Origin of the sequence: Mesorhizobium sangaii, from assembly GCF_014207355.1 — a bacterium.
GTDB classification, from domain to species: domain Bacteria; phylum Pseudomonadota; class Alphaproteobacteria; order Rhizobiales; family Rhizobiaceae; genus Mesorhizobium; species Mesorhizobium sangaii.
This window is the reverse complement of record NZ_JACHEF010000007.1, coordinates 256,691-281,540: the sequence shown is the minus strand read 5'-3', so window position 1 is coordinate 281,540 and position 24,850 is coordinate 256,691. Positions and strand designations below refer to the sequence as shown.

The 24,850-nt window shown below is 63.7% G+C and carries 25 protein-coding genes; 12 read left to right on the top strand and 13 right to left on the bottom strand.

What is annotated here, in order from left to right; genetic code table 11:
• Window positions 1-7: 7 nt before the first annotated feature.
• Together HNQ71_RS28990 and HNQ71_RS28985 are read right to left on the bottom strand one after the other, a co-directional pair.
• Window positions 8-478: a hypothetical protein gene (locus HNQ71_RS28990; protein ID WP_184876883.1), complete on the bottom strand. Its 471-nt coding sequence runs from the start codon at window positions 476-478 to the stop codon at window positions 8-10.
• A 219-nt stretch (window positions 479-697) separates the two neighbouring features.
• Window positions 698-1,576, bottom strand: coding sequence for a methylated-DNA--[protein]-cysteine S-methyltransferase (locus tag HNQ71_RS28985; protein ID WP_184876881.1), 879 nt, complete (start codon window positions 1,574-1,576; stop codon window positions 698-700).
• 215 nt (window positions 1,577-1,791) lie between these two features.
• Between HNQ71_RS28985 and HNQ71_RS28980 the strand changes: the two genes are divergently transcribed.
• Window positions 1,792-2,607: a class I SAM-dependent methyltransferase gene (locus tag HNQ71_RS28980; RefSeq protein WP_184876879.1), complete on the top strand. Its 816-nt coding sequence runs from the start codon at window positions 1,792-1,794 to the stop codon at window positions 2,605-2,607.
• A gap of 2 nt (window positions 2,608-2,609) precedes the next feature.
• On the opposite strand, the gene HNQ71_RS28975 is transcribed toward HNQ71_RS28980, so the two are convergent.
• Complete coding sequence (locus tag HNQ71_RS28975) at window positions 2,610-3,104, bottom strand: DUF2244 domain-containing protein (RefSeq protein WP_184876877.1); 495 nt, start codon at window positions 3,102-3,104, stop codon at window positions 2,610-2,612.
• Window positions 3,105-3,126: 22 nt separating this feature from the next.
• Between HNQ71_RS28975 and nth the strand changes: the two genes are divergently transcribed.
• Window positions 3,127-3,933, top strand: coding sequence for an endonuclease III (gene nth, locus HNQ71_RS28970; protein ID WP_184876875.1), 807 nt, complete (start codon window positions 3,127-3,129; stop codon window positions 3,931-3,933).
• Here the strand turns inward: nth and HNQ71_RS28965 are convergent.
• Window positions 3,927-4,382 (bottom strand): DUF2214 family protein, encoded by a 456-nt coding sequence (locus tag HNQ71_RS28965; RefSeq protein WP_184876873.1) that lies wholly within the window; start codon window positions 4,380-4,382, stop codon window positions 3,927-3,929. The two genes, nth and HNQ71_RS28965, sit on opposite strands and share 7 nt — an antisense overlap.
• A 263-nt stretch (window positions 4,383-4,645) precedes the next feature.
• Between HNQ71_RS28965 and HNQ71_RS28960 the strand changes: the two genes are divergently transcribed.
• Window positions 4,646-5,185 (top strand): GNAT family N-acetyltransferase, encoded by a 540-nt coding sequence (locus tag HNQ71_RS28960; protein ID WP_184876871.1) that lies wholly within the window; start codon window positions 4,646-4,648, stop codon window positions 5,183-5,185.
• Between the two features lie 7 nt (window positions 5,186-5,192).
• On the opposite strand, the gene HNQ71_RS28955 is transcribed toward HNQ71_RS28960, so the two are convergent.
• Complete coding sequence (locus tag HNQ71_RS28955; RefSeq protein WP_184876869.1) at window positions 5,193-7,679, bottom strand: EAL domain-containing protein; 2,487 nt, start codon at window positions 7,677-7,679, stop codon at window positions 5,193-5,195.
• Between the two features lie 312 nt (window positions 7,680-7,991).
• The gene (locus tag HNQ71_RS28950) at window positions 7,992-8,762 is read right to left on the bottom strand and encodes an IclR family transcriptional regulator (protein WP_184876866.1); all 771 of its coding nucleotides are present in this window, start codon (window positions 8,760-8,762) and stop codon (window positions 7,992-7,994) included.
• A 288-nt stretch (window positions 8,763-9,050) separates the two neighbouring features.
• Between HNQ71_RS28950 and HNQ71_RS28945 the strand changes: the two genes are divergently transcribed.
• The 5 genes from HNQ71_RS28945 (at window position 9,051) to HNQ71_RS28925 (ending at window position 14,276) form a co-directional block, all read left to right on the top strand.
• Window positions 9,051-10,028, top strand: a complete 978-nt coding sequence (locus HNQ71_RS28945) for a Bug family tripartite tricarboxylate transporter substrate binding protein (RefSeq protein WP_184876864.1) — start codon at window positions 9,051-9,053, stop codon at window positions 10,026-10,028.
• A 138-nt stretch (window positions 10,029-10,166) separates the two neighbouring features.
• On the top strand, window positions 10,167-10,703 hold the full coding sequence (locus tag HNQ71_RS28940; protein WP_184876862.1) for a tripartite tricarboxylate transporter TctB family protein: 537 nt from the start codon (window positions 10,167-10,169) through the stop codon (window positions 10,701-10,703).
• 4 nt (window positions 10,704-10,707) lie between these two features.
• Complete coding sequence (locus HNQ71_RS28935) at window positions 10,708-12,231, top strand: tripartite tricarboxylate transporter permease (protein WP_184876860.1); 1,524 nt, start codon at window positions 10,708-10,710, stop codon at window positions 12,229-12,231.
• Between the two features lie 15 nt (window positions 12,232-12,246).
• Entirely contained in the window at window positions 12,247-13,431 is a 1,185-nt protein-coding gene (locus HNQ71_RS28930) for a CaiB/BaiF CoA transferase family protein (RefSeq protein WP_184876858.1), read from the top strand.
• Entirely contained in the window at window positions 13,428-14,276 is an 849-nt protein-coding gene (locus HNQ71_RS28925) for a citryl-CoA lyase (RefSeq protein WP_184876856.1), read from the top strand. The genes HNQ71_RS28930 and HNQ71_RS28925 overlap by 4 nt, the downstream gene beginning before the upstream one ends.
• 9 nt (window positions 14,277-14,285) lie before the next feature.
• Here HNQ71_RS28925 and HNQ71_RS28920 read toward each other — a convergent pair whose 3' ends face one another.
• Complete coding sequence (locus HNQ71_RS28920) at window positions 14,286-14,762, bottom strand: NUDIX hydrolase (RefSeq protein WP_095084688.1); 477 nt, start codon at window positions 14,760-14,762, stop codon at window positions 14,286-14,288.
• A gap of 127 nt (window positions 14,763-14,889) precedes the next feature.
• Window positions 14,890-15,198, bottom strand: coding sequence for a hypothetical protein (locus tag HNQ71_RS28915; RefSeq protein WP_184876854.1), 309 nt, complete (start codon window positions 15,196-15,198; stop codon window positions 14,890-14,892).
• Window positions 15,199-15,552: 354 nt separating this feature from the next.
• Here HNQ71_RS28915 and HNQ71_RS28910 point away from each other — a divergent pair, with 354 nt between their 5' ends.
• Window positions 15,553-16,119, top strand: coding sequence for an invasion associated locus B family protein (locus tag HNQ71_RS28910; RefSeq protein ID WP_184876852.1), 567 nt, complete (start codon window positions 15,553-15,555; stop codon window positions 16,117-16,119).
• A 58-nt stretch (window positions 16,120-16,177) separates the two neighbouring features.
• On the opposite strand, the gene coaBC is transcribed toward HNQ71_RS28910, so the two are convergent.
• From coaBC to ubiE, 3 genes are all read right to left on the bottom strand, one after another.
• The gene (coaBC, locus tag HNQ71_RS28905) at window positions 16,178-17,647 is read right to left on the bottom strand and encodes a bifunctional phosphopantothenoylcysteine decarboxylase/phosphopantothenate--cysteine ligase CoaBC (protein WP_210334077.1); all 1,470 of its coding nucleotides are present in this window, start codon (window positions 17,645-17,647) and stop codon (window positions 16,178-16,180) included.
• 92 nt (window positions 17,648-17,739) lie between these two features.
• Window positions 17,740-19,314, bottom strand: coding sequence for a 2-polyprenylphenol 6-hydroxylase (gene ubiB, locus HNQ71_RS28900; protein WP_184876850.1), 1,575 nt, complete (start codon window positions 19,312-19,314; stop codon window positions 17,740-17,742).
• Window positions 19,315-19,384: 70 nt separating this feature from the next.
• Window positions 19,385-20,161, bottom strand: a complete 777-nt coding sequence (gene ubiE / locus HNQ71_RS28895) for a bifunctional demethylmenaquinone methyltransferase/2-methoxy-6-polyprenyl-1,4-benzoquinol methylase UbiE (RefSeq protein WP_184876848.1) — start codon at window positions 20,159-20,161, stop codon at window positions 19,385-19,387.
• A gap of 134 nt (window positions 20,162-20,295) precedes the next feature.
• Between ubiE and HNQ71_RS28890 the strand changes: the two genes are divergently transcribed.
• The 3 genes from HNQ71_RS28890 (at window position 20,296) to HNQ71_RS28880 (ending at window position 22,707) form a co-directional block, all read left to right on the top strand.
• Window positions 20,296-21,270, top strand: coding sequence for an adenosine deaminase (locus HNQ71_RS28890; RefSeq protein ID WP_184876845.1), 975 nt, complete (start codon window positions 20,296-20,298; stop codon window positions 21,268-21,270).
• Between the two features lie 148 nt (window positions 21,271-21,418).
• Window positions 21,419-22,048: a uracil phosphoribosyltransferase gene (upp, locus tag HNQ71_RS28885; RefSeq protein ID WP_095084682.1), complete on the top strand. Its 630-nt coding sequence runs from the start codon at window positions 21,419-21,421 to the stop codon at window positions 22,046-22,048.
• 95 nt (window positions 22,049-22,143) lie between these two features.
• Window positions 22,144-22,707 (top strand): TIGR02281 family clan AA aspartic protease, encoded by a 564-nt coding sequence (locus HNQ71_RS28880; RefSeq protein WP_184876843.1) that lies wholly within the window; start codon window positions 22,144-22,146, stop codon window positions 22,705-22,707.
• Here HNQ71_RS28880 and deoA read toward each other — a convergent pair whose 3' ends face one another.
• Both deoA and HNQ71_RS28870 read right to left on the bottom strand, forming a co-directional pair.
• Complete coding sequence (gene deoA, locus HNQ71_RS28875; protein ID WP_184876841.1) at window positions 22,708-24,027, bottom strand: thymidine phosphorylase; 1,320 nt, start codon at window positions 24,025-24,027, stop codon at window positions 22,708-22,710.
• The gene (locus HNQ71_RS28870; protein ID WP_184876839.1) at window positions 24,027-24,836 is read right to left on the bottom strand and encodes a purine-nucleoside phosphorylase; all 810 of its coding nucleotides are present in this window, start codon (window positions 24,834-24,836) and stop codon (window positions 24,027-24,029) included. The genes deoA and HNQ71_RS28870 overlap by 1 nt, the downstream gene beginning before the upstream one ends.
• Between the last annotated feature and the right edge of the window lie 14 nt (window positions 24,837-24,850).

The following is a 24,850-nucleotide window of genomic DNA, read 5'->3' as shown; positions in this document are numbered from 1 at the left end:
CGAGAGCTTATTCGCAGCGCACAGTCACCGTTGCCTGATAGTTTCCGGAGGCGAAGCGGTTGCTGCCGCCCTTGGTGCCGGCGAGGTTGACCGAGACCAGGTCGGCGCCGGGGGTGCCGAGGCTGGTGGCCGAGCCGGTTTCGGCGATAGAGTGCGTACCGGCGGCGGAATAGGTCGGTGTCCAGGTCGTCGACGTTGTGTCGGCAGCGGGCACCGTGGTGATGGTGACCGGGTCTACGCTGAGCGACACGCCTCCGGTGGTGGTTAGCGTGACCGTTCCGGCCGAGCCGCCACTGTTGTGCGAGCTTAGCGACTGAAGATCGGGGCTCACCGTCATCGTTCCGTTGGTGGCGACCACAAGCGTGCAGGTTGCGGTGATCGTGCCATTGAAAATGACATTTTGCGTTGTGGCCAATGCGGACTGGTCAATACAAGCGACTAGCAGAGCTGCGCCGAAGACGGCGCGAAACGATGTCATCGAGACCTCCCATTAAGCCGGATAGCCCGAGTTAATATGGGGCATCATCACTTTATCGTAGTTAATTTAGAGTTAACTTAAACAATTGCTGAAAATAACAATTGCTAAACCAGAGGTTGCCTTTGGTTGCAATCAAGAAAATCCGACGCAATAATCGCACTTATACTTTACAAGTCCAGTATTTATAGATTCTACGAGAGGCGCTTGGAAAATCGACATTCACGACGACACTTGCCCTGCTTCCCAGCCCAGAATGGCTCGCTTGCGGGTCAGACCCCAGTGATAGCCGGTGAGGTCGCCGGACTTGCCGATGGCGCGGTGGCAGGGAACCACGAAAGAGAGCGGGTTGGCGCCGTTGGCGGCACCAACGGCACGGCTGGCGCTCGGCGAGCCGATGCTGGCGGCGATCGAGGAATAGGTGCGGGCCTTGCCCATAGGGATGTTGAGCAGCGCCTCCCAGACGCGAACCTGGAAGTCGGTGCCGATCATGACGACATGCAGCGGCTGATCGGGGCGCCACAGCGTCGGGTCGAAGATGCGCGCGGCATAGGGCCCCGTCGCGGCCATGTCCTCGACATAGATGGCGTTCGGCCAGCGGCTGGACATGTCGGCGAAGGCGGCGCGTTCCTCGCCCGGATCGCTGAAGGCGAGGCCGGCAAGCCCGCGGTCGGTAGCCATGATCAGGGCAGTTCCGAACGGCGAGAGGTGGTAACCGTAGCGGATGGTGAGGCCTGCGCCGCGCGTCTTGTAGTCGCCCGGCGACATCGCTTCATGGGTGACGAAGAGGTCGTGCAGCCGGCCGGGGCCGGACATGCCGAGCTCGAACGATGTTTCAAGCAGCGGCATGCCCGAATCCAGCAGTTTGCGGGCATGGTCCAGTGTCACTGCCTGCAGGAAGGCTTTTGGCGACAGGCCGGCCCAGCGGGTGAAGAGTTTCTGCAGGCCGGTCGGCGTCTCGCCGACCTCCTCAGCCAGTTCTTCTAGCGACGGCTGATCGCGATAGTCGAGGCTGATCTTCTCGATGGCGCGGCGCACGATTTCGTAGTCGCTGCCTTCGGGCGTGATGTCCTTTTTGAGAACGGCTGTCTGTGTGCTCATGGAACTGTCTCCTTGGACAGGAATATCGCCCCTTGGGGCGTCGATCGCCACCCGAAACTTGCCTTCTTGCGGCGCGTACCCAGATAGACTCCGGTTTTCGAGAGCCCGTTCCATCCCGATGAGGTCGGGATGGGGCTCTGTCTGTTTGTATAAGCATGATCTTTCCCGAAACCGGATTCCACTTTTCGGGATCATGCTCTGAACGGGAATCGCGCATGGCTGGCGAGAAGATACATCTGACCGGGGAAAAGGAGACGTTGCTGATGACGCTCTACGGCAAGGCGCTGGAGAGCAGGTTGCCGGAAACGCTGCTCGGGGATCATTTCGCCGACGAGGCAGTGCGCAAGATCGACTATGATTTCTCCAGGCTCAGGGTCGACACCAATCTCGGCGTCGGCCTGGCGATCAGGGCAAAAACGCTGGATGTCCACGTCCAGGACTTTCTGGCGAGAAATCCCGACTCCATTGTATTGCATCTGGGATGCGGGCTCGATACGCGCATATTTCACGTCGATCCGCCACAGGGCGTTGAATGGTTCGATGTCGACTACCCGGAAGTCATCGAGCTCAGACGCAAGCTGTATCCGTCCCGGGACCATTGCCATCTGGTCGCCTCGTCGGTGACCGAACCGGATTGGCTGGCCTCAGTGCCGCGCAATCGCCCGGCCATCGTGGTGGCGGAAGGACTGACGCCCTATCTCCCTGCCAACGAGGGGCCACGCCTGTTTGCGCGGCTCGTCTCGCATCTTGCCAGTGGCGAACTGATGTTCGACGCCTACAGCCGTTTCGGCCTGAAGCTGCTTCGCCTCAATCCGGCCGTCAAGGCGACGGGTGCCCAGGTGTATTGGGCGATCGACGATCCGCACGACCTGGAACTGGCCGTCCCGAAGCTGCGGTTCGTCGATGACATCTCGGCCTACAAGCCTGAACACGCCGCCCGCATGAGCTGGGTCGCGAAGCTGTTCGTTCGCCTTTGGAGACACATCCCAGCCCTGCGCAAGGTCGGCAGGCTGTTGCGCTACCGGTTCTAGAATCAGCGTGCCTTGGCGGTCGCCAGCGCCCGCGAAAAGGCGGTGGCGAAGGTCTCGCGATCGTCGGGATTGAGGAAACCGCCGATCGGCACGTTCTGGCCCTGCGCTTCCACCGTCATCCTGGTGATGCCGATTTCGGCGTGACGGGCGACCGAAAACCGCGCCCAGAACGGGTTGAAGCGATGCGCTTCCGATTTTCCGGATGGCGCGGTCTTGCGGATGTCGAGGCTGGTGCGCGAGACCGACACCTCCTCGCGGGCACGCGCGGCACGATAGTTGGCACGGAAGGCGATGTAGACGGCGACAACGTCGAGGCCGAAGAAGCCGAACACCGGCCAGGCGCCACGCGACAGGAAAAACGCGCCTGTCACCAGCCAGCCGAACAGCAGCGCGCCCATCAGCACGGCAAAGCCTGTTTTGCCCAGAGACCGGTGCGGGGTCAGCAGTGCCTGAAAGAATGGCTCGTCGGCCCGAAATGAGGCGTTTGTGTCGCTCATGGCGGGATATTATAGGAAGGAAATGGCGAGCCCCAAGTCCAAAGAATCATCCATGCCCAAAAAAGAGCTGCTGCCCGGCCGCCGCGACGGGTCAAACGCCAAGCCGCGTCCGCGGCCGGTGCGGCGTTCGTCGCGCTACAGCCCGGCCGAAGTGCACGAGATCTTCCGGCGCTTTGCCGTCCAGCGGCCGGAGCCGAAGGGCGAGCTCGAACATGTCAACGCCTTCACATTGCTGGTGGCGGTTGTGCTCTCGGCGCAGGCGACCGATGCCGGCGTCAACAAAGCGACGCGGGCGCTGTTCAAGGCCGCCGATACACCGCAAAAGATGCTGGCGCTGGGTGAAGCCAAGGTTGGCGACTATATCAGGACCATCGGGCTGTGGCGCAACAAGGCCAAGAACGTGATGGCGCTGTCGCAGGCGCTGATCCGCGACCATGGCGGCGATGTGCCGGATGACCGGGATCAACTGGTCAAGTTGCCGGGGGTCGGGCGCAAGACCGCCAATGTCGTGCTCAACATGTCCTTCGGCCAGCACACGATGGCAGTCGACACCCACATCTTCCGCATCGGCAACCGGCTCGGGCTGGCGCCCGGCAAGACGCCGGAACAGGTCGAGCAGGGATTGCTGAAGATCATCCCGGACGAATACATGCGCCACGCGCATCACTGGCTGATCCTGCATGGCCGCTATGTCTGCAAGGCCCGCAAGCCGGATTGCCCGGCCTGCGTCATCGCCGACATCTGCAAGGCGCAGGAGAAGACGACCAGCATTCCGGCGCCGCTGGTGCCGATAGCTCCGCTTGAAACGGTTGCCGCCGGCGATCAATAGCCGTAGCCGCGTGCCATCGCCGCGGCGAAGACCGGGATCAGCAGGAAGATGAACGCTTCGGCGCGGACATAGGTCTTGACCGATGCAAGCTCGGCTGTCGGCACCAGGAACGAGGGGTTGGCGCCTGCCTGCCTGTTCCAGGAGATGAAGCGGACGGTCGGGATGATCGACAGCAGGCCGACGATGCCAAAGGCCGCCATCTTGGCCCAGAACACCCAGTTGTAGACGTAGAATTCCCAACCCTTGAGGCCATAGAAGACGCGGCCGATGCCGACGATGATGATCAGTGCGGCGATGATCCCATAATGACGGTCGATGGAGGCGAGCCGCTTGAGCGTGGCGGCGGCCAGGTCGCCGCGGATCAGCACGAATTCGGCGCCGATGATCCCTGCCAGCGAAAACACCAGCAGATGGTGGACGATGGCAAGCACGAGATCGGTGGTGTCCATGCTTTTTCCCTGGGTTTGACGGCACGAGCCCGTGCCTGAAAGGATTGCGCTTGCAACTGCTGAATCAGCCTGTCGCGAAAATAGCATCGTCGCCTAGAATTCCCATAGCGGACCTTGAAGGCTTGTTTCCCGCATGGGTACCCGTCGTATTTGTGGCGCGGCTGAGCGCGATTTTCTCGCCTGGAAGATGACATGCCTTGCCTTGGCCCTTGCCTGGCCCGAGCAATTTGCTACGCGCCGAGTAGATAAGCGAGGCAAATTCCATGCACAATCCGCAAGCGACCAGCGCCCCTGTCATCGAGACGCAACGAACCATCCTGAGGCCACACCGGCTGGGAGATTTCGACGCCTATGCCGTGATGTGGACCGATCCCGTGGTCACCCGTTTCATTGGCGGCAAACCGCGTACGCGCGAAGAAAGCTGGATGCGCTTCCTGCGTCATGCCGGCCTGTGGTCGCTGCTCGGCTACGGTTTTTGGGCGATCGAGGAGAAGGCGACGGGCCGTTTCATCGGCGAGGCCGGGTTTCACGACCTGAAGCGCGACATGGAGCCGTCGATCGAAGGCATTCCCGAGGCCGGCTGGGCGCTTGTTCCGGCCGTTCATGGCGCAGGCTTCGCCACCGAGGTGGTTGGCCGCGTCCTGGCATGGGGCGAAGAGATTTTCGGTTCCGCGAAGACCGTTTGCATCATCGATCCGGAAAACGCCGCGTCGCTGAACGTTGCGACAAAGTGCGGCTACCGGGAAGTGGTGCGGACCACATATCACGACGCTCCGACCATTCTGCTGGAGCGGCTGCCCTGAGACGGTTTTAGCCGGCGTTGCGGCGCAGCTTGCGCGCCAGATTGGCCCATGGTTCGGGACCCTCGACCGACGCGACGCTTCGGTGGAGCAGCGCTGTTGAAGCGTCAAAAGGCTGTGGCCTGGCGATCGCATAACCCTGGGCGTAGTCGACGCCGATCTTTTTCAGCGCGGCAATGATGCCTTCGCTTTCGACGAACTCGGCGATGGTGCGCTTGCCCATCACCTTGCCGATGTGATGGATCATCTCGACCATGGCGTGGTCGATGCGATCTTCCAGCATGTCCTTGACGAAGCTGCCGTCGATCTTGAGATAGTCGACCGGCAGGTGCTTCAGATAACCGAAGGACGACATGCCCGAGCCGAAATCGTCTAGCGCGAAACGGCAGCCCAGCCCACGCAGATCGGCAATGAAGCGCATCGCATTGGTGAGGTTGGCGATGGCGCTGGTTTCGGTGATCTCCAGGCAAACCATGGCGGGCGAAATGCCATGGACAAGGAATTGCTCGCGCAGGAAGTCGAGGAAGGTCTCGTCGCCGAAACTGGCTCCGGAAAGATTAATGGCGCAGGTAGCAATCGGCGCCGTGCGCCGATCGGCCTGTCGCGCCGCCAGAATAGCGAAGGTGTTGCGGACAACCCAGCGATCGATCGACGGCATCAGGCCGTAGCGCTCGGCCGCGGGAATGAAGTTTTGCGGGGTGATGAAGCTGCCGTCTTCATCGGTCAGCCGCAACAGGATCTCGATATGCGCGCCTGCCTCCGCGGCGTCGTCGTTGAGCGGCCAGATTTCCTGGGCATGAAGCCTGAAGCGATTTTCTTCGAGGGCAGCGTGCAGGCGCTGCACCCAGGCCATCTCACCGAAGCGCTCCTGCAAATCCATGTCGCCATCGCTGTGGATCTGGACACGGTTGCGGCCCTTTTCCTTGGCCATGTAGCAGGCGACGTCGGCGGCCCTGAGCGTTTCCTCGATCGTCACGTCGACATTGGCGATCTGCACCATGCCGATGCTGACGCTGGTGTTGAAGGGCCTGCCATCCCAGGCGAAATGCAGATCCTGCACGGCTGCTCGCAGCCGTTCGGCGATGTCGGCGGCACTGTCGCCATCGCAATCGACGAGCAGCACGCCGAACTCGTCGCCGCCCAGCCGGGCCAGCACATCGCCTCGTCGCAATTCATGGGTCAAGAGCGCAGAAATCCGGCGCAGCAACTGGTCGCCGGCGGCATGGCCGCATGTATCGTTGACCAGCTTGAACTGGTCGAGGTCGAGATACATCAGGGCGTGATGGCGAGGCCGGTCCTGCAGTTCCGCGATCGTTCTTTCCAGCCGGCATTCGAAGTCGCGTCGGTTGGCCAGTCCGGTCAATGCATCATGCGATGCCTGCCACGAGAGCCGCTCGATATAGTCCTCTTCGCGCGTCATGTCGTGGAACGCCAGCACCGCACCGACGACGCGACCGGAGACGAGCAGCGGGGCGCCGGTCAGCGCGACGGGCACAATGGAGCCATCCGGCCGCTGCAGCAATTGCGGACGCGCGCTGGAAGGGCGCGGTTCGCCGGCCAGCAGGCGTTCGATCAGCTTGGTGTCTTCGGCGCGGGTGTTTTTGTCAACAAGGCGAAACAGCGAAGTGACCGGCCTGCCCCTGGCGGTACTGAGTGGGCAGGCCAGCAATCCTTCAGCAACGGCGTTCATGTAATCCAGCCGCCCGTCGGCGCCGGTGCTGATCACAGCCTGTCCGATCGAGGCCAATGTGATCTGGGCACGCTCACGCTCGGTATTGAGCGCCATCTGGAATGCCTGACGCTGCGCCAGGAGTTTGCGCGTGCGCCACACGGCAAGCAGGATCAGCAAGGCGGCGGTTACCAGATTGGCAAAGGTGAGTAACATCTTGATGAAGCGCGATCCCTCGCCGAGGCTGTCCGAGAAGGCCTTGGAAAGCGGGGTGATCTGATGGTCGAGCCGATGGATGTCAGCTTTCCAGGCGCTGACCTCAGCTGCCGATGCCGGCCCCTTGCCCAGCCTCTCGTGCATGGCGTCACCGAGTCGCTGGATGGCGAGGATCATCGCGTCGGCGGCCGTCCAGTGCCGGATGGCGGCGTCGAGATAGCTGAAGCCGCGGAAATTCCGGAACAGCCAGATCATCCCCGTTACGTCGTCGGCGTGATTCTTGCCCTGCAGGAAGCCGGCGCGCGCGGCATTGGTGTCGGGCTCGGCCTGCTCGAGTGCGAGGCGGGCCGAACGATCAGCCAGCGGAACGGCGATCGCCGCGCTGTATTCGCCGTAGAACTCCTCGTTGCCGGTGCCGGCATAGAGGCTGAGAAAATAGATGGCGTGTTTCTGTCCCTTGGACCACTGGCTCTCGCCGCCGACATAGGCACGAACCGCCGACAGCGTGTAGAGGCTGAGGCTGGCAACCAGTGCCTGAACAAGAACGACGGCGATGAAAGGCCAGACGAGCCCGAGAAGGCGGGGACTCGCGTCCATCGATGACAGCTTCATCGAATTCCCATGGACTTGCCACGATCCTTGTCAGGCCGTCTGTCCGACTGTTTCATCCGTCGGTTGAGACGATGTTCTTCCCTAATGACGCCCATCTGGCGACAACGGTCTGGTTATCATGAGGGGCTTAACGGCGAATAAATACTTCAACTATTTATACAGCCGATTCTTGCTGTGGGCGGCCGAATATTACGCAACGTCACGCAACTGCTTAAAGTTGAATCTGATTGTATTCAACGCTCCTGAAGCCTCTTGCCGCGATTGCAACCGCGGGGCAACGCGCCTTGCTTATCCGACAGGCCGGTCACCCCATTACGACACAGCGTCCGCGGCTAGGCTCGCCTGCTCGAGTATGGAGGCGTCCTCACCGAAGGCGCGGGTGGCGCGCGCCGCCGCCTCGAGTAGCGGGCGTTTCATGCGCTGAAGGAAAGCCTCGTCCACACGCGTACTGGGGCCGGCCAGCGTCAGGGCGCCGAGCAGGACCCGGCCCGGCCCGAACACCGGCGCCGACACGCCCGCCGTCTCGGGGTCGCGGTCGCCGACGGCGAGACAGTTGCAGGTCTTGCGGATGGTCTCGTAGGGTTCGCCCTGCTCACCGGAGAACGCCGCAAGCACGCGGCCGCCCGACCCAACCAGTAGAGGCAGCACGTCGCCTTCGCGTATCGTATAGCGGATCGGGTGCTTGGATTCGACGCGGTAGAGACAGGTGCGGACGTCGCCTGAACGAACATAGAAGGCAACGCTCTCCCAGCTGCGCTCGGAAAGGTCGCGCATGATCGGCAACAGGATATCGACCGGCACCACCGAACGCTGATAGAGCGCGCCGAGCCGGAAGGTAGCTGGTCCAACGCGGTAGCGGCCATCGTCCAGGCGCTCGAGCAACTGTCCGCGCAACAAGGAATGCGCAAGCCGCAGGATGGTGCTCTTGTAGAGGCCGGTACGCACCGCGATTTCGGCCAGGCTGAGCGACCGGTCGGCCGTGGTGAAGGCGTCGAGGATGGTGATCGCCCGATCAAGCGCTGCAACCCCTTCGGTAGCTGCGCGCCGGATGTCTGGATCAGCCGATCTGCTTGATGTGTCCATTGCGGTTCCCAATTTGGAGAAGATCCTAAGCAGACACCGCTGGCTTCGCCAACTCGTCGTCTGCTTAGGCTTCTTTGTTTGCCGCAGGTTCTTGCTGCAAAACCGCGGGACACTTTTGCGGAACCTGCTTAGCGGAGCCACTGTGTCGCGCCGTCGATGCGTTCTGTCTAGAAGAATATCGTTCCCGTTGACAGAACTCGGTAACATCTGCTTGAACTCGATTACGGGTCTGGATTCAGGCGCGTTTTGGCAGGCACCGGAGGAGGTGTCGTGATCTGGAGGAATCCCATGCTGAACAGACGCAGATTTTTGATGAGTACGGCGGCGGCAAGCGCTGCCGGCTTTGCAGGACTTCATCTCTCTCCCGCTTTCGCCGAAGGCGCACCGCAGATCCAGATTTTCGTGCCGGCAGCCCCGGGCGGCGGCTGGGACCAGACAGGGCGCACGATGGATCAGGTGCTGCGCAGTGAAAAGCTGATCTCCGGCTCGCAGATCACCAATGTCGGCGGCGCCGGCGGCACGGTCGGGCTGCCGCAGTTCATCAACCAATGGAACGGCAAGGGCAACTCGCTGATGGTTGCCGGCATGGTCATGGTCGGCGCCATCATCGCCAACAAGGCCGCCAACAATCTGACGCAAGTCACGCCGATCGCGCGCCTTACCGGTGAGTTCGAGGCCTTGGTGGTGCCGGCGGAGTCGCCGTTCAAGACGGCAGCGGATTTCGTCGCCGCACTCAAGGCCGATCCGACAAAGGTTCCTGTCGCTGGCGGCTCGGCCGGCGGTTCGGATCACATCCTGTTTGGGCTGATCGCCAAGACCGTCGGCGTGCCGGCGACAAACCTGTCCTACGTGCCGTTCGCCGGCGGCGGCGAGGCCTTGTCGGCGCTGCTCGGCAATCAGGTGGCGGCCGGCATCTCCGGCTTCGGCGAGTTCTCCGAGCAGATCAAGGCGGGCGCGCTGCGGCTGCTTGCCATCTCGGCCGACAAGCGCCAGGACGGCATCGACGCGCCGACGCTGAAGGAAGCAGGCATCGATGTCGAGCTGTTCAACTGGCGCGGGGTCTTCGCACCCCCCGGCGTTTCCGATGCCGACAAGGCGGCGATGATCGCGCTGGTCGAGAGCATGGCCAAGAGCGATGGCTGGGCGACCGAGTGCAAGAACCGCAACTGGACGCAGATCCTGCTCACCGGGGACGATTATGCGAAATTCGTGGCCGAGGATACGGCCCGCATCGAGGCCATCCTGAAAGACCTCGGGCTCGCCTGATCTTTCCCTAAGGGGCGGCGCTCGCCGCCCCTTGTCGCATGGAATGCAAAGCCGGCATGAAACTTCGGCGAGGACCGGCCGTGCGGTGCCGGGCATCTTGGCCAGCTATCCTGGGCCCGTTTTCTGGGGAGGACACTCATGAGCAGCAGTGACCAGCAGGCGGCGCCGTCGCGCCTTGCCGTGCCGGAATTGTTGATCGGCGTCGGGCTTCTGGCCTGCGCCGGCGCTGTAGCCTGGCAGACGCTGGCGATCCCGGTGTCGCCACTCTACTCCAAGGTCGGCCCGACCGTCTTTCCCTACCTCACCATGGTCGGCCTAGTGGTGCTTTCCCTGTTGCTCATCCTCGCCGCGCTTCGCGGCGGCTGGCAACCGGAGGAGGAAAAGGAAACGCCGACCGACTGGCGGGCGATGGGTTTCGTCGTCATCGGCCTGGTCGCCAATCTGCTGCTGATCCAGCCGCTGGGCTTCACGGCGGCATCCGTCATCATGTTCGTTCTCGTCTGCTACGGCTTCGGCAGCAAGCGGACGCTGCGCGACGTAGGGCTCGGCCTGATCCTGGCGCTGGCCGCCTATTTCGGCTTCGCCAGGGCGCTCGGCGTCAACATCGGCGCCGGCTTCATCGAGAACCAGCTGAACACGGTGATCGATGCGATCATCGGCACGTTTGGAGCCTGACGCCATGGAAACGCTCGGCCATCTCGCACACGGCTTCTCGGTCGCCTTCACCCCTGTCAATCTCCTGTGGTGCCTGCTCGGCACCACGCTCGGCACCGCTATCGGCGTGCTGCCCGGTCTCGGGCCGGCGCTGACCATCGCCCTGCTTTTGCCGATCACCTACCAGGTGGCGCCGGAGGCCTCCTTCATCCTGTTTGCGGGCATCTATTACGGCGCCATGTATGGCGGCTCGACGACGTCGATCCTGCTCAACACGCCTGGCGAAAGCGCCACCATCGTCACCGCGCTGGAAGGCAACAAGATGGCGCGGTCCGGCCGCGGCGGTGCGGCACTTGCCACCTCGGCGATCGGCTCCTTCGTCGCCGGCACCATCGGCACCATGGGCGTCGCCTTCCTTGCGCCGGTGGTGGTCAAATTCGCGCTGGCCTTCGGCCCGGCCGAATATTTCTCGCTGATGGTATTGGCCTTCATCACGGTTTCGGCGGTGCTCGGCTCCTCGTCCGTGCGCGGCCTCACCAGCCTGTTCGCAGGCTTCGTCATCGGCATGATCGGCGTCGACCTGCAGACCGGCCAGCCGCGCTTCACCTTCGGCATGACCGAACTGCTTGACGGCGTCGACGTCATCATCGCCGCCGTTGGCCTGTTCGCCGTCGGCGAGACGCTCTACATGGCCTCGCGCCGCTATGCCGGCAAGGACGAGATCGTGCCGCTGAGGGGCTCGCTCTACATGACATCAGCCGAATGGGGGCGTTCGTGGAAACCCTGGCTGCGTGGTGCGGCGATCGGCTTTCCGATCGGCGCCATGCCGGCCGGCGGCGCCGAAATCCCGACCTTCCTGTCCTACGCCATCGAAAAGAAGCTGTCGAACCACAAGGAAGAATTCGGCACGGTCGGCGCCATCGAAGGCGTTGCCGGCCCGGAAGCCGCCAACAATGCGTCCGCCGCCGGCGTGCTGGTGCCGATGCTGACGCTCGGCCTGCCGACCTCGGCGACGGCGGCGATCATGCTGTCGGCGTTCCAGAGCTATGGCATCAATCCGGGGCCGCTGCTTTTGACGACGCAGGGCGACCTCGTCTGGGGACTGATCGCCAGCCTGTTCATCGCCAATGTCATCCTGGTCATCCTCAACCTGCCGCTGATCGGGCTTTGGGTGCGTCTGTTGAAGATCCCGGCGCCGCAGCTCTATGCCGGCATCCTGGTGTTCGCCACCGTCGGGACCTATGGCATCTCGCAATCGCCTATCGACCTGGTCATCCTCTATCTCCTGGGGGCGGCCGGGTTCCTGATGCGGCGCTTCGATTTCCCGACCGCGCCGGTCATCATCGGCATGATCCTGGGGCCACTCGCCGAAACCCAGTTCCGCCGGGCGATGACCATCTCGAATGGCGACTGGTCGGTGTTCTACAAGCATCCGCTATCGCTGACGCTGCTGACGCTCGCCTTCATCGGCCTGGTCGGGCCGCATATCTGGGCCTATGTCGAGCACCGTCGGCGGCGCGGACCGGAGCACGTGCCGGGCGATGCCTGATCGATTTGAGCTGTCATGACCGAATTGCTTTCCGGTATCCGCGTCCTCGACCTGACCAACGTGCTGGCCGGCCCCTATTGTGCCTATCAGCTGGCGCTGCTCGGGGCCGATGTGATCAAGGTCGAGGTCCCGCAAGGCGGCGACCTGGCACGCCAGCTCGGCGGTTCGCCAAAGCTCAACAGCGCAGGCATGGGCGCGTCGTTCCTGGCGCAGAACGCCGGCAAACGATCGGTGGTGCTCGACCTCAAGAAGCCGGCGGATCGCGAGCGCTTCCTCGATCTGGTCGCCAGCGCCGATGCGCTGGTGGAGAACTTCCGCCCCGGCGTGATGGATCGGCTCGGCCTTGGCTACGAGGCGTTGAAGGCGGTCCGTCCCGGCCTTGTCTATTGCGCGATATCAGGTTTCGGCCAGACCGGGCCGATGCGTGACAATCCCGCCTATGACCAGATCATCCAGGGCCTGTCGGGGATCATGAGCATCACCGGCACGCCAGAGACGGCGCCGCTGCGGGTCGGCTATCCCGTCGCCGACACGCTTGGGGGGCTGGTCGGGGCGTTCGCAATCGCCTCGGCGCTGGTGCGGCAGAAGACAAGCGGCGAGGGCGCCTTTCTCGACGTCTCGATGCTCGAATGCACGCTCTCGGCGCTCGGCTGGCCGGTCTCCAACTACCTGACGGCAGCGGTCGATCCGCAGCCTATGGGCAATGAGAACATGACAGCGGCGCCGTCCGGCGCCTTCCGCACCGGCGACGGGCTGCTCAACATCGCCGCCAACAAGCAGGAGCAGTTCGTGGCGCTGTGCCGGCTGATCGGGCGGCCGGAGCTTGCGGTGGATCCGCGCTTTGCCGAGCGCGAGACGCGCAAGCGCAACCGTGCGGCGCTCAAAGTCGAGATCGAGGACGCCCTGGCGAGCGCTTCGGCGGCGGTGTGGGAAGAGACGTTCAATCGCGCCGGCGTGCCCGCGGGCAGGGTGTTGACGATCCCGCAAGTGCTGGCCGAGCCGCAAGTGCTCGAACGCCAGGTGACCGCGAATTTCGAGGGCGTGCCGGGTATGGACGGGCCGCTGACGGTTCTGCGCGGTGGCTTCATGGTCGATGGCGCGGCACCCCTGCCGACGAAGCCGCCCCCCTCGCTGGGCGAGCATATGGACGAGGTTTTCGCCGATCTGCCGCCGCGCGCCAAGGCAAAGGCACGGGCATGAGCACCGAGAAGAAGACCGGCCGTGAGCGCGGCGAGGAATGGTGGCAGACCGATATCATCGAGATGCGGCCCGGTGTCATCCGGCTTCGCGGCTATGAGATCCAGGACCTGATCGGCCGCGTCAGCTTCCCGGCGATGATCTGGCTGATGCTGCGTGGCGAGTTGGCCAGCGAGGACCAGGCGGCGCTGCTCGGCATTGCGCTGGGCGCCGCCGTCGACCATGGGCCGCAAGCGCCGTCGGTCGCGATTGCGCGCATGGCGGCAACCTGCGGCGTCGGCATCAACAGCGCCATGGCCTCGGCCATCAACGTTCTCGGCGACGTCCATGGCGGCGCCGGCGAACAGGCGCTGTCCTTCTACGGCGACATCGCTGTCGCGCTCGACGGCGGCATGACGCTGAATGAAGCCGTCTCGACGCGGCTCGACCGGTTCTTCGCTGAGGTGAATGGCTATGTGCCGGGGCTCGGCCATCGCTTCCATCCGGTCGACCCGCGCGCGCCGCGCCTGCTGGAGCTGACCCGCGCGTTTGCCGCGCGTGGTGTCGTCAATGGACGCTTCGCCGACATCGCCGAGGCGATCGAGGCGGAAGTCGCGCGTCGCAAGGGGAAAAAGATACCGCTCAACATCGATGGCGCGACCGCCGTCATCTATGGGGAACTTGGCTTTCCGCCGCCGCTGACGCGCGGGCTTTTCGTGCTGTCGCGCTCGGTCGGCATCCTGGCGCATGCCTGGGAACAGTCGCAGCAAGCCGAGCGAAACAAAGGGCCGCTGCCGCGCGAATGGTTGTGGGCCTATACTGGCGCGCCGGTGCGCCCCTTTCCCGAAGCGGGCGACAAGACCGAGTGAAGTCAAGCCTCAGGCGAGGTCGAGTGGCTCGGGCTTGGCAATCATCAAGTTCGCCACCAGGGTCGAAAGGTCCGGCTCATCGATGAGCGTGGCCGCATCTGCGGCCGGCAGCCAGGCCCGCTGCCGCCGTTTGGCTTCCTGCCAGTCGGCCAGTTCCTCGGTGACCTCCAGCAGATAGACGATGACGTCGACGCGGACGAAGCGGTTGGCCAGCCGTTTCCAGTAGGAGTAGGTGCCCGCCGGCTCTTTCAGCGTCTTGCCGAGCACGCCGGCTTCCTCTCGCGCTTCGATGGTAGCCGCCTTGCGTCCGCTCTTGCCCTTCATCGGCCAGCCCTTGGGGACGATGAAGCGTCTTGTCGTTCGCGATGTGACCAGCATCACCTCGACATCGCCACGCGCGTTCAGCCGAAACGGAATCGCCGCCACCTGGCGGATCCTCTGGCCGTTCTTTGCCTTGCGTACGGCCTTTTTCTTGGTGGCTGCCATTCGTGGATCCAGTCGATGTAAATGCCGCATAGCGCGACAAGGCATCGTTGCAAAACCAAAACTTTCGCGCGTGCCGAAAGACACTCCGAATACATAAGTCGGCTAATAAATGAAAAACGCCGGCTTGTCAGCGGCAATTGCTCAAGGCGGTGACGCCGATTATCTGCGTGGTACAGCTTGGCCTGTATTGTGGCACCACCGGCTGCGGCTGCTGGACGATCTGGCGGTCCTGGGCACGATATTGCTGCTGTTGCTGCTGGTATTGCTGCCGCTGCACCCGGTTCTGCAGGATCTGCAGGTCATTCTGCCGGATCAGCGCGTTGTTGCCGGTGAGGGAATTGAGGGATTGCGCGGAAGCCGGCAGGCAACCGCCGACCAGCACTGCCGTCGCCAGGATTGCCGATGTGAAACCCATCGATGGTCGAAACGCCGACATCCGCTCATTCCCGCGTGAAGAAGTCATGCCTCAATAGAAGTCATGGCCTTAATATAGGGCGTCCGTGTGGCTGTGCCATATCTTGGCGCTGGTCCAAGCAGTGTCTTGTTGTCGACCGGCGAGGGCCGCCTCGCGGCGGCGGAGAATCTGCCTGACAACCCCGCATTGCACTTGACGGAAGTCGCCGATTCGCCGCTCTATCGGTCGGCGCCCGTCGTGAGCTGAGTGGCGTCAATGGCGCCGGCCGTCAGCTATGACGGCGCCTCCGGCGAAACGGTTTGAACAGAACGCGATCGGCGCGTCTCGAGGTCAGCATCCAACTGGCCCAGGCGGAGCCGGGCGGGAGGAGTGTTGATGAGAAAGTACGCGTATTTCGTGGCAATGCTGGGTGTAGCCTGCGTCGTCGGTGTGCCGGCCATGGCCGCGCAAACCAAGACCGCGGCGGCGCCGACCGTCGATGCGCCGCAACTGCCCGGTGGCGCGTCGGCGCTGTCCGAGACCCATGGCGACTGGACGGTCAATTGCCAGATATCAGGCGCGACCAAGACCTGCAGCCTGTCGCATCAGCAATTCAACAAGCAAAACAACCAGCGTCTGCTGGCGATCGAGCTGTCGAGCAAGACCGGCGAGGATGCCGCCGGTACGCTCGCCCTGCCGTTCGGCCTGGCGCTGGCCAAGGGCGTCAGCCTGAGCATCGACGACCAGAAACTGGATGGCAGCCTGCCATTCAACACCTGCCAGGTTGTCGGCTGCCTGGTGCCGGTGGCGTTCGATGGGACCCTTACGCCGCTGCTGAAGTCAGGCACCACCCTCAAGATCGATGCCTTCGCGGCCGACACCGGACAAGCGGTGACCTTTTCCATTCCGCTCAACGGTTTTGCCGGTGCCCTTGCCCGAACCGCCGAGCTTTTGTCCAATTGACCGCAGGGTCATGCAGAGCCAAATGACCTGAAGCGCGCCGTCGTTCCAGCGCCGCAGATCAAACGACGGTCGTCTTCAACCGTTCGGCGATCAGGGCGGCGAGCCGCGCCGCCACCTCGTCCTTGCTCATCTCGGGCCATTCCTCGACGCCGGCCCTGGACACGATCCGCACCCGATTGCGATCACCGCCCATGACACCCGAAGGACCGATGCCGCTTTCGTGCGACACGTCGTTGGCCACGATGAAATCGGCGCCCTTCTTGCGAAGCTTGGCCTCGGCGTTGCGCAAGAGATCCTGTGTCTCGGCGGCGAAGCCGACCACAAGGCCGGGTCGCTGGCTGTGATGGCCAACCCCGGCGAGAATGTCGGGATTCTCGACCATGCGCAGAACCGGCGGCCCTTCGCCGGCGACCTTCTTGATCTTCTCACCGGCCGAGTTCTCGCTGCGCCAGTCGGCAACGGCGGCGACGAACACCGCCGCGTCCGCAGGCAGAAGCTGCTCCACAGCATCGCGCATTTCTTGCGCCCGTTCGACATGGATGGTCTTCACCCCGGCGGGATCGGCGATGGTGACCGGACCCGAGACGAGGCGGACATCGGCGCCGAGCTTGGCCAGGGCCGCCGCAATGGCGTGGCCCTGCTTGCCGGACGAACGGTTGGCGATATAGCGCACCGGGTCGATCGGCTCATGCGTCGGGCCGGAGGTGACGATGATCCTGCGTCCCGACAGCGGCTTGGGGCTGACATCGAGCCGCGCCTCGATGGCGGCGACGATCTCCAGCGGTTCGGCCATGCGGCCTTCGCCCGCCTCGTTGCTTTCGGCCATCTCGCCCTTGGCCGGACCGACAAAAGCGACGCCATCCTTCTGCAACGTCGCACGGTTGCGGCGGGTCGCCGGATGCGCCCACATTTTTGGGTTCATGGCTGGCGCCATCAGAACCGGCTTGTCGGTAGCGATTAGCACGGTCGAGGCAAGATCGTTGGCATGGCCATTGGCAAGCTTGGCCATCAGGTCCGCGGTGGCGGGCGCCACCACCAACAGGTCGGCCTCACGTGACAGCCTGATATGGCCGACATCATGCTCGTCATTGCGGTCAAACAGTTCGGTGAAGACATGGTCGGCGGAGAGCGCCCCCACCGACAGCGTGGTGACGAATTCCTGAGCGGCCGACGTCATGACCACCCGCACCGCGGCACCTCGCTCGCGCAGCCGGCGGATGAGATCCAGCGCCTTGTAGGCGGCGATGCCGCCGCCGATGATGACCAGGATCCGCTTGCCGGAGAGGCCGCGCGGCAAGGCTTTGCCTGCCGGCGCGGCAGCGGGAGTCGCTACGCCGTGCGCACTGGTCAGTTCGCGGAGGGTTTTCTCGATCTGGTCGATACGGCCCACGGGTCCGATCTGCCCGTCAACGGCGGCCCGGATCATGACCCGCGCCTGCTCCTCCATGGAGCGGTCGTTCTCCGCCGCCAATCGGCGCAGCAGTTCCTTGACCTCATCGTCCAGGTTTCGGATCGTAATGCTGGCCATATGATTGCACTCCGCCGCAGTTCTGAATGCAATGATAGCAATGCAATCAGATCGCTACAAGTTGCGGAGCTAAACCCGAATGTAGCTGGGCGCTATATGATCTTCCAGGCGATATAGACCAGCGTCAGCGCGATCACCCACAGCGCCAGGCGGCCGGAGCGGCTGTAGCGCGCCTCGGCCTTGCCGATGGCGCGGGCGGTGGTCTCGTCGAAGCGCAGGCCGTGCTCGGCCATCAGGTCGATCTCGCGCGACAGCCGATCGGTGCGCGCCGCAAGCTCGGGCGCCTGGCGGGCCAGCGTCAGCAGCGCCTTGGCGCCGTCGCGCGCATCGACCATCATGCCACGCGGGCCAAGATTGCCGGCAATCCAGCCACTGACCACCGGCTCGGCCGTCTTCCACATGTTGAAGGCCGGGTCGAGCGTACGCGCCACGCCCTCGACCACCACCATGGTCTTCTGCAGCAGGATCAGTTCCGGCCGCGTCGCCATGTCGAAGAGTTCTGTCACTTCGAACAGCAGCGTCAAAAGCTTCGCCATCGAAATGGTCTCGGCCGGCTGGCCGTGGATCGGCTCGCCGATCGCCCGGATCGCTTGCGCAAAGGCCGCGACATTGTGCTGGCGCGGCACGTAGCCGGCTTCGAAATGCACTTCGGCGACACGCAGATAGTCGCGGGTGATGAAGCCGTAGAGGATTTCGGCAAGGAAGCGGCGTTCCTTCTTGCCGAGCCTGCCGGCAATGCCGAGATCGACGGCGACGATGGTGCCGTTTGCTTCGACGAACAGGTTGCCCGGATGCATGTCGGCGTGGAAGAAGCCGTCGCGCAGCGTGTGGCGCAGGAACGACTGGATGAGATTGGCGGAGATGGTTTTCAGGTCATGACCGGCAGCGGCAAGGCCAGCAATGTCGTTCATCTTGACGCCGTCGACCCACTCCATGGTCAGCACGTCGCGGCCGGTACGCTCCCAGTCGACGGATGGCACGCGAAAGCCGGGATCGTCCTTGGTGTTTTCGCCGAGTTCCGAAAGCGCGGCCGCCTCGAGGCGGAGATCCATCTCGATCTTGGTGGTCTGCGCCAGCGTCTGGGTGACCTCGACCGGCCGCAGCCGGCGCGACGACGGGATGTATTTCTCCTGCAGGTGGGCGGCGAGGAAATAGCTTTCGAGGTCCTGAAAGAAGCGGCGGCGCACGCCCGGCCGGATGACCTTTACAGCGACCTTGGTTGCAGCGCCGTCATGGATGGTTTCGGCAGCGTGGACCTGGGCGATGGAAGCGGCGGCGACAGGGTCACCGAATTGCGCGTAGAGATCGCCGACCTTGCGCCCGAGCGAAGCCTCGATAGCCATGATCGCCTCGGCTCTCGGAAAGGTGTGCATCTTGTCCTGCAACATGGCAAGATCGAGCGCCATGTCGTTGCCGACGACGTCGGGGCGTGTCGCCAGGAACTGGCCGAGCTTGACATAGGACGGTCCGAGCCGGACGACCGCCTTGGCCAGCCGGTCGCTGCGCTCATAGGTCAGCGCGCGGCGGCGGGTGAACAGCCGCGCCAGCCGCCAGCCGAACTTCGGCAGGCCGGACAGTTCCTCGCCCGGCAAGGCGGCAACGACGCCTTCGCGCACCAGCACCCAGCCGGCCCGTACGAGCCGAAATCCCGCGCTGACGGTGCTCATGGGCGTGCCCGTCCTACCGGTTCTTCGAACCGGCATGGCGCACATCGACTGGGAGAAATGCGGTCCAGCCTCAAAGCTTCCAGCCCGAATGAAGTGCCGCGATGCCACCGGAATAGTTGCGGAAGGAGACGCGATCGAAGCCGGCGCGGGAAATCATCGTCGCGAAATTCTGCTGGTTGGGAAACCTGGCGATCGATTCGACCAGATAGGAATAGGGCTCGCCGTCGCCGGTGACCATCTTGCCGATCTTCGGAATGGCGTTGAACGACCAGGCTTCGTAGGCCTTGTCGAGCAGCGGCATCTCGACTTCGGAAAATTCGAGGCAGAGGAACCGGCCGCCCGGCTTCAGCACGCGGAACGCTTCACTGAGCGCGACATCGATGCGCGGCACGTTTCGAATGCCGAAAGCGATGGTGTAGGCGTCGAATGTCGCGTCGGGGAAGGGCAGTTCCTCGGCATTGGCCTCGACGAAGTCGGTGTTGCCGGACAGGCCTTTCTTCTCGGCTCTGTCGCGGCCGACGGCAAGCATCGAGCCATTGATGTCGAGCACGGTGGCATGGGCGTTGCCGTGACTGGCATCGACGATGCGGAAGGCGATGTCGCCGGTGCCACCGGCAACGTCGAGCACGCGCCAGCCCATTCTTTTGGGAGGATTGAGCCAGGTGACCATGGCATCCTTCCACAGCCGGTGCAGGCCGGCCGACATCAGATCGTTCATCAGGTCGTAGCGGTTGGCGACCTTGTGGAAAACATCGTTGACCAGGGACTGCTTGTCGCCAGCCCCTACACGCTTGAAACCATAGGAGGTTTCCATGCCGCCTGCGGCCGTGGTTCTCTCAACTGACATTTTTTTGATCCGTCATAAAACCGGCGGGACCATAGCCGATCGATGGTGCGGGCGCTATTGTTTAAGGCGCGGTGTTCAGCCGCGCTTCCAGGTGTTGGTTTTTCGACAGCTGGACTGACCGACGGGATGATTGAATGCCTTTGAAAGCCGAATTGCACTGCCACATTGAAGGGGCAGCGGCGCCCGAACTCGTCATCCGCCAGGCGCAGAAATACGGCAGGGATACCTCACCCTATATCCAGAATGGCTCATTCGTCTGGCATGATTTCACATCCTTCCTGGCGGCCTATGATTTTTCCTCCGATCTGTTCCGGACGGAGGAGGATTATGCGCGGCTGGCCGACCATTATCTGACCAGCCTCGCTCGCGACGGCGCCATCTATTCCGAGGTGTTCACTTCGCCCGACCATGCCAAGAGGGCCGGGCTGTCGCCCAAGGCCTATGCCGACGCGCTTGGCGAAGGCATGGCCCGGGCCAAGGCCAAGACCGGCATCGAGGGCCGCATGATCGTCACCGGCGTACGCCATGTCGGCGTCGAGTCGATCGAGCAGGCGGCACGCTTCGCAGCGCGCTGCGGGCATCCGCTGGTCACCGGCTTCGGCGTCGCCGGCGACGAGCGCATCGGCGACATGGAGGACTATGTCAGGGCCTTCGAGATCGCGCGCGAGGCCGGGCTCGGCATCACCATCCATGCCGGCGAACTGACCGGCTGGGAGAGCGTCAAGGCGGCGCTTGATCACATCCGTCCCTCCCGCATCGGCCATGGCGTGCGGGCCATCGAAAACCCGGACCTTGTCCGGCGCATTGCCGATGAGGGCATCGTGCTGGAGTGCTGCCCCGGCTCCAACATCGCGCTCAAAGTGTTCGACAGTTTTGCCGACCATCCCTTTCCGGCCCTGCAAGCGGCCGGCTGCAAGGTGACACTCAATTCCGACGATCCACCCTATTTCTGGACCTCGCTGAAGCGCGAATACGATATCGCCGCCGAGCATTTCTCGATGAGCGAAAAGGCGCTGACCGCCGTCACAAGAACGGCCATCGAGGCCGCTTTCGTCGACAGAAAGACCAAGACCGCGCTTCTTGCCCGTCTCAACGGCGCCGCCCGCTGATTTCTTCAGACAAAGCTGTGGTCGGTGCAGGCCAAGCGGTTCCTTGGCCGGCGCATTGCCGCTAGGGTTTACTCAAGCAGCTTGAAGCGCGGCGCCGTCCGAAAGGGACCATGCGTGCACTTTCGGGCGCAGGCATCAGGAGAACACCATGCAGGGCGTCACCGTCGTCGACCATCCGCTTGTCCAGCACAAGTTGACCATCATGCGCAAGAAGGAGACCTCGACGGCCGGCTTCCGGCGGCTGTTGCGCGAGATATCGCTGCTGCTCGGCTATGAGGTCACCCGCAACCTCGAACTGACGACGACGACGATCGAAACGCCGATCGAGACCATGGAGGCGCCGACGCTGGAGGGCAAGAAGCTGGTCTTCGCTTCGGTGCTGCGCGCCGGCAACGGCTTGCTCGAAGGCCTGCTCGACCTGGTGCCGGCGGCCCGCGTCGCCCATATCGGCCTTTACCGCGACCATGAGACGCTGGAAGCGGTCGAGTATTTCTTCAAGGCGCCGAGCGACCTCGCCGACCGGCTGGTGATCGTCGTCGATCCGATGCTGGCCACCGCCAATTCCGCGATCGCGGCGATCGACAAGCTGAAAGGGCGCGGCGCCACCAACATCCGCTTCCTCTGCCTGCTGGCGGCGCCCGAAGGCATCGAGCGCTTCACCAAGGCGCATCCGGACGTTCCCGTCTTCACCGCTTCGATCGACCGCCAGCTCAACGAGAAGGGCTACATCATGCCCGGCCTCGGCGATGCCGGCGACCGCATGTACGGGACCAAATAATTTACCAAATGTTTACGCAAAGGCGTGGTTTTGGCGTGCGTTAAAGCGGAAAACACCATCCGGGCTTAAGGATCGGCCGTCACGAAGGCCGATCAATGCTGCGCAAACTTCTCATCCTTGGCGTTTTCGCCGGCACATCGGCATCGATACCGATCGTGTATCAGTCGAATCCGCAAATCATCGAAAACCTGCTGAGATCGCCGATGACGGGCAAGGCCGCGGTCGAAGCCCAGCAGGACGTCAAACTGGCTGCGGTGCCCAGCAAGTCGACCGCGCCGCTGCTGCTTGGCCGCAAGGTCGTTGTTGCGGCAGACGAGCGTGGGCATTTCTCGTCGGCCTTCAAGCTCAACGGACGTCAGGTCGACGGCATGATCGACACCGGCGCCACGCTGGTTGCCATCAACACCTCGACGGCACGCAGGATCGGCCTGTCGCTGAACCCTTCCGACTTCAGTCACGAGGTCAGCACCGCCAATGGCTCGATCAAGGCTGCCGTGGCAATGATCGACCGGCTACAGATCGGCAGCATCACGGTCAATGACGTCCAGACCATCGTGCTCGACGACAAGGCACTGCAGACCAATCTGATCGGCATGAGCTTCCTCAATCGGCTTGGCAAATTCCAGGCCGAGAATGGCACGCTGCTGCTCGTTCAATAATCAGCCGCGCGGAAGAATCCGCCGGATGACCGACTTGTCGGCGGCCGGCTTTGAGGCGCCAATCGTATAGGCCGAAATCACGGCGGTGGCGGCCGCCTCGGCATCGGCCAAAGAGCGGGCGTGGACCAGCGCCAGCGGCTCGCCAGCCCGAACTTCCGCGCCGACCGGCAGCAGCCTGGTAATGCCGACCGCGGGGTCGACCTTGTCGTCCGGCCGCGTGCGTCCGCCTCCCAGGCCAACGACGGCGAGCCCGATGTCGCGGGTCGCTATGCCGGTGATGAAGCCGTCTTCGGTCGCCTTGACGGCAAACTCGGTCGCCGCCACGGACAAGTATTTTTCCGGTTTCTCGATGAAGTCGGCGGGACCGCCGAGCGCGGCGACCATGCGTGCGAAAGTCGCGGCGGCGCGGCCGCTGGCAAGAGTCTCGGTGGCGCGCCGCATGCCATCCTGGTTCGACGACACCAGTCCCGACGATTGCAGCATCTCGGCGGCGAGCGCCAACGTCACGTCCTCAAGCCGACGATCACGAAGACGGCCGGTGAGGAAGTCGACGGCGTTGCGCACCTCGACGGCGTTGCCGGCGGCCGACGCCAGCGGTTCATTCATGCCGGTGATCAACGCCGAGGCCTTCAGGCCGGCGCCATTGGCGATCTCGACAAGGCTGTTGGCGAGTGCCGTAGCGTCCCGCGACTTTTCCATGAAGGCGCCGTTGCCGACCTTGACGTCGAGCACCAGCGACTGCAGCCCGGCCGCCAGCTTCTTCGACAGGATCGAAGCGGTGATCAGCGGCACCGATTCGACCGTGCCGGTGACATCGCGGATGGCGTAGAGCCGTCGATCGGCCGGCGCGAGGTCCCCGGTCTGGCCGATGATGGCGCAGCCGGTTTCAAGCACCGCCTTGCGAAACAGCGCTATATCGGGCTGGCTGGCATAGCCGGGGATCGAATCCATCTTGTCCAGCGTGCCGCCGGTATGGCCAAGGCCACGGCCGGAAATCATCGGCACATAAGCGCCGCAGGCGGCGACGATCGGCGCCAGCATCAGCGAGACATTGTCGCCGACGCCACCTGTCGAATGCTTGTCGGTGACCGGGCCGGGCAGGTCCGACCAGTCGAGCACGTCACCGGAATCGCGCATCGCCAGCGTCAGCGCCACCGCCTCGTCGCGGCTCATGCCGTGGAAGAACACCGCCATGGCGAAGGCGCCGACCTGGCCGTCCGAAACGGCGCCTTCGGTGATGCCCTCGACGAAGCCGGCGATCTCCTGCGCCGACAGTTTCAGGCCATCGCGCTTGCGTCGGATGATTTCCTGGGGAAGCATCAGCTCTCCAGCAGTCCGTCGCGGAACACGCGCTGCAGGATCGTTGCCAGGCGCGCGCCGCCGACCGGCGCCATGTCCTTGGTCTCCTGGTGCGAAAGCTCGGCCCCGGTCATGCCGGCCGCCAAATTGGTGATGACCGAGCAGGCGGCGACCCGAAGTCCGAGGAAGCGGGCAAGAATGACCTCCGGCACGGTCGACATGCCGACCGCATTGGCGCCCATGATGCGCGCCATGCGGATTTCGGCGGGCGTTTCGAAGCATGGGCCCGAGAACCACATGTAGACGCCCTTGTGAAGTGCTGTGCCGGTCGCCTTCGCCGCCCGTTCGATCGCCTTGCGGATGCCGGCATCATAGGCTTCGGTTAGCCCGACAAAGCGGCTGTCGCTGGGCTCGCCGATCAGCGGGTTGGTGCCCGAGAAATTGATGTGGTCCGATATCAGCATCACCGAGCCCGGCGGCATGTCCGGATCGACCGAACCGGCGGCATTGGTGAGGATCAGCTTGGTGATACCGATACCGGCAAGCACTTCCAGCGCCGGCCGCATCGCCGCCGCGTTGCCGTGCTCATAGTAGTGTGCGCGGCCGGACAGCATCAGCACCGGCACGCCGGCAAACAGCCCCGCCACCACTTGGCCAGCATGGCCGGTGACGCCACTTCTGGGAAAGCCCGGCAGGTCGGCGTAGGAAATGCGGATCGGATCTTCGATCTGGTCGACCAGCCCGCCCAGGCCCGAACCCAGCACCAGTGCGGTCGACGGCGCCAGGCCGTCCAGCCTTTCGACGAGATGGTCGAGCGCTTTTTCCTTCATCGCAGCCAACTCTT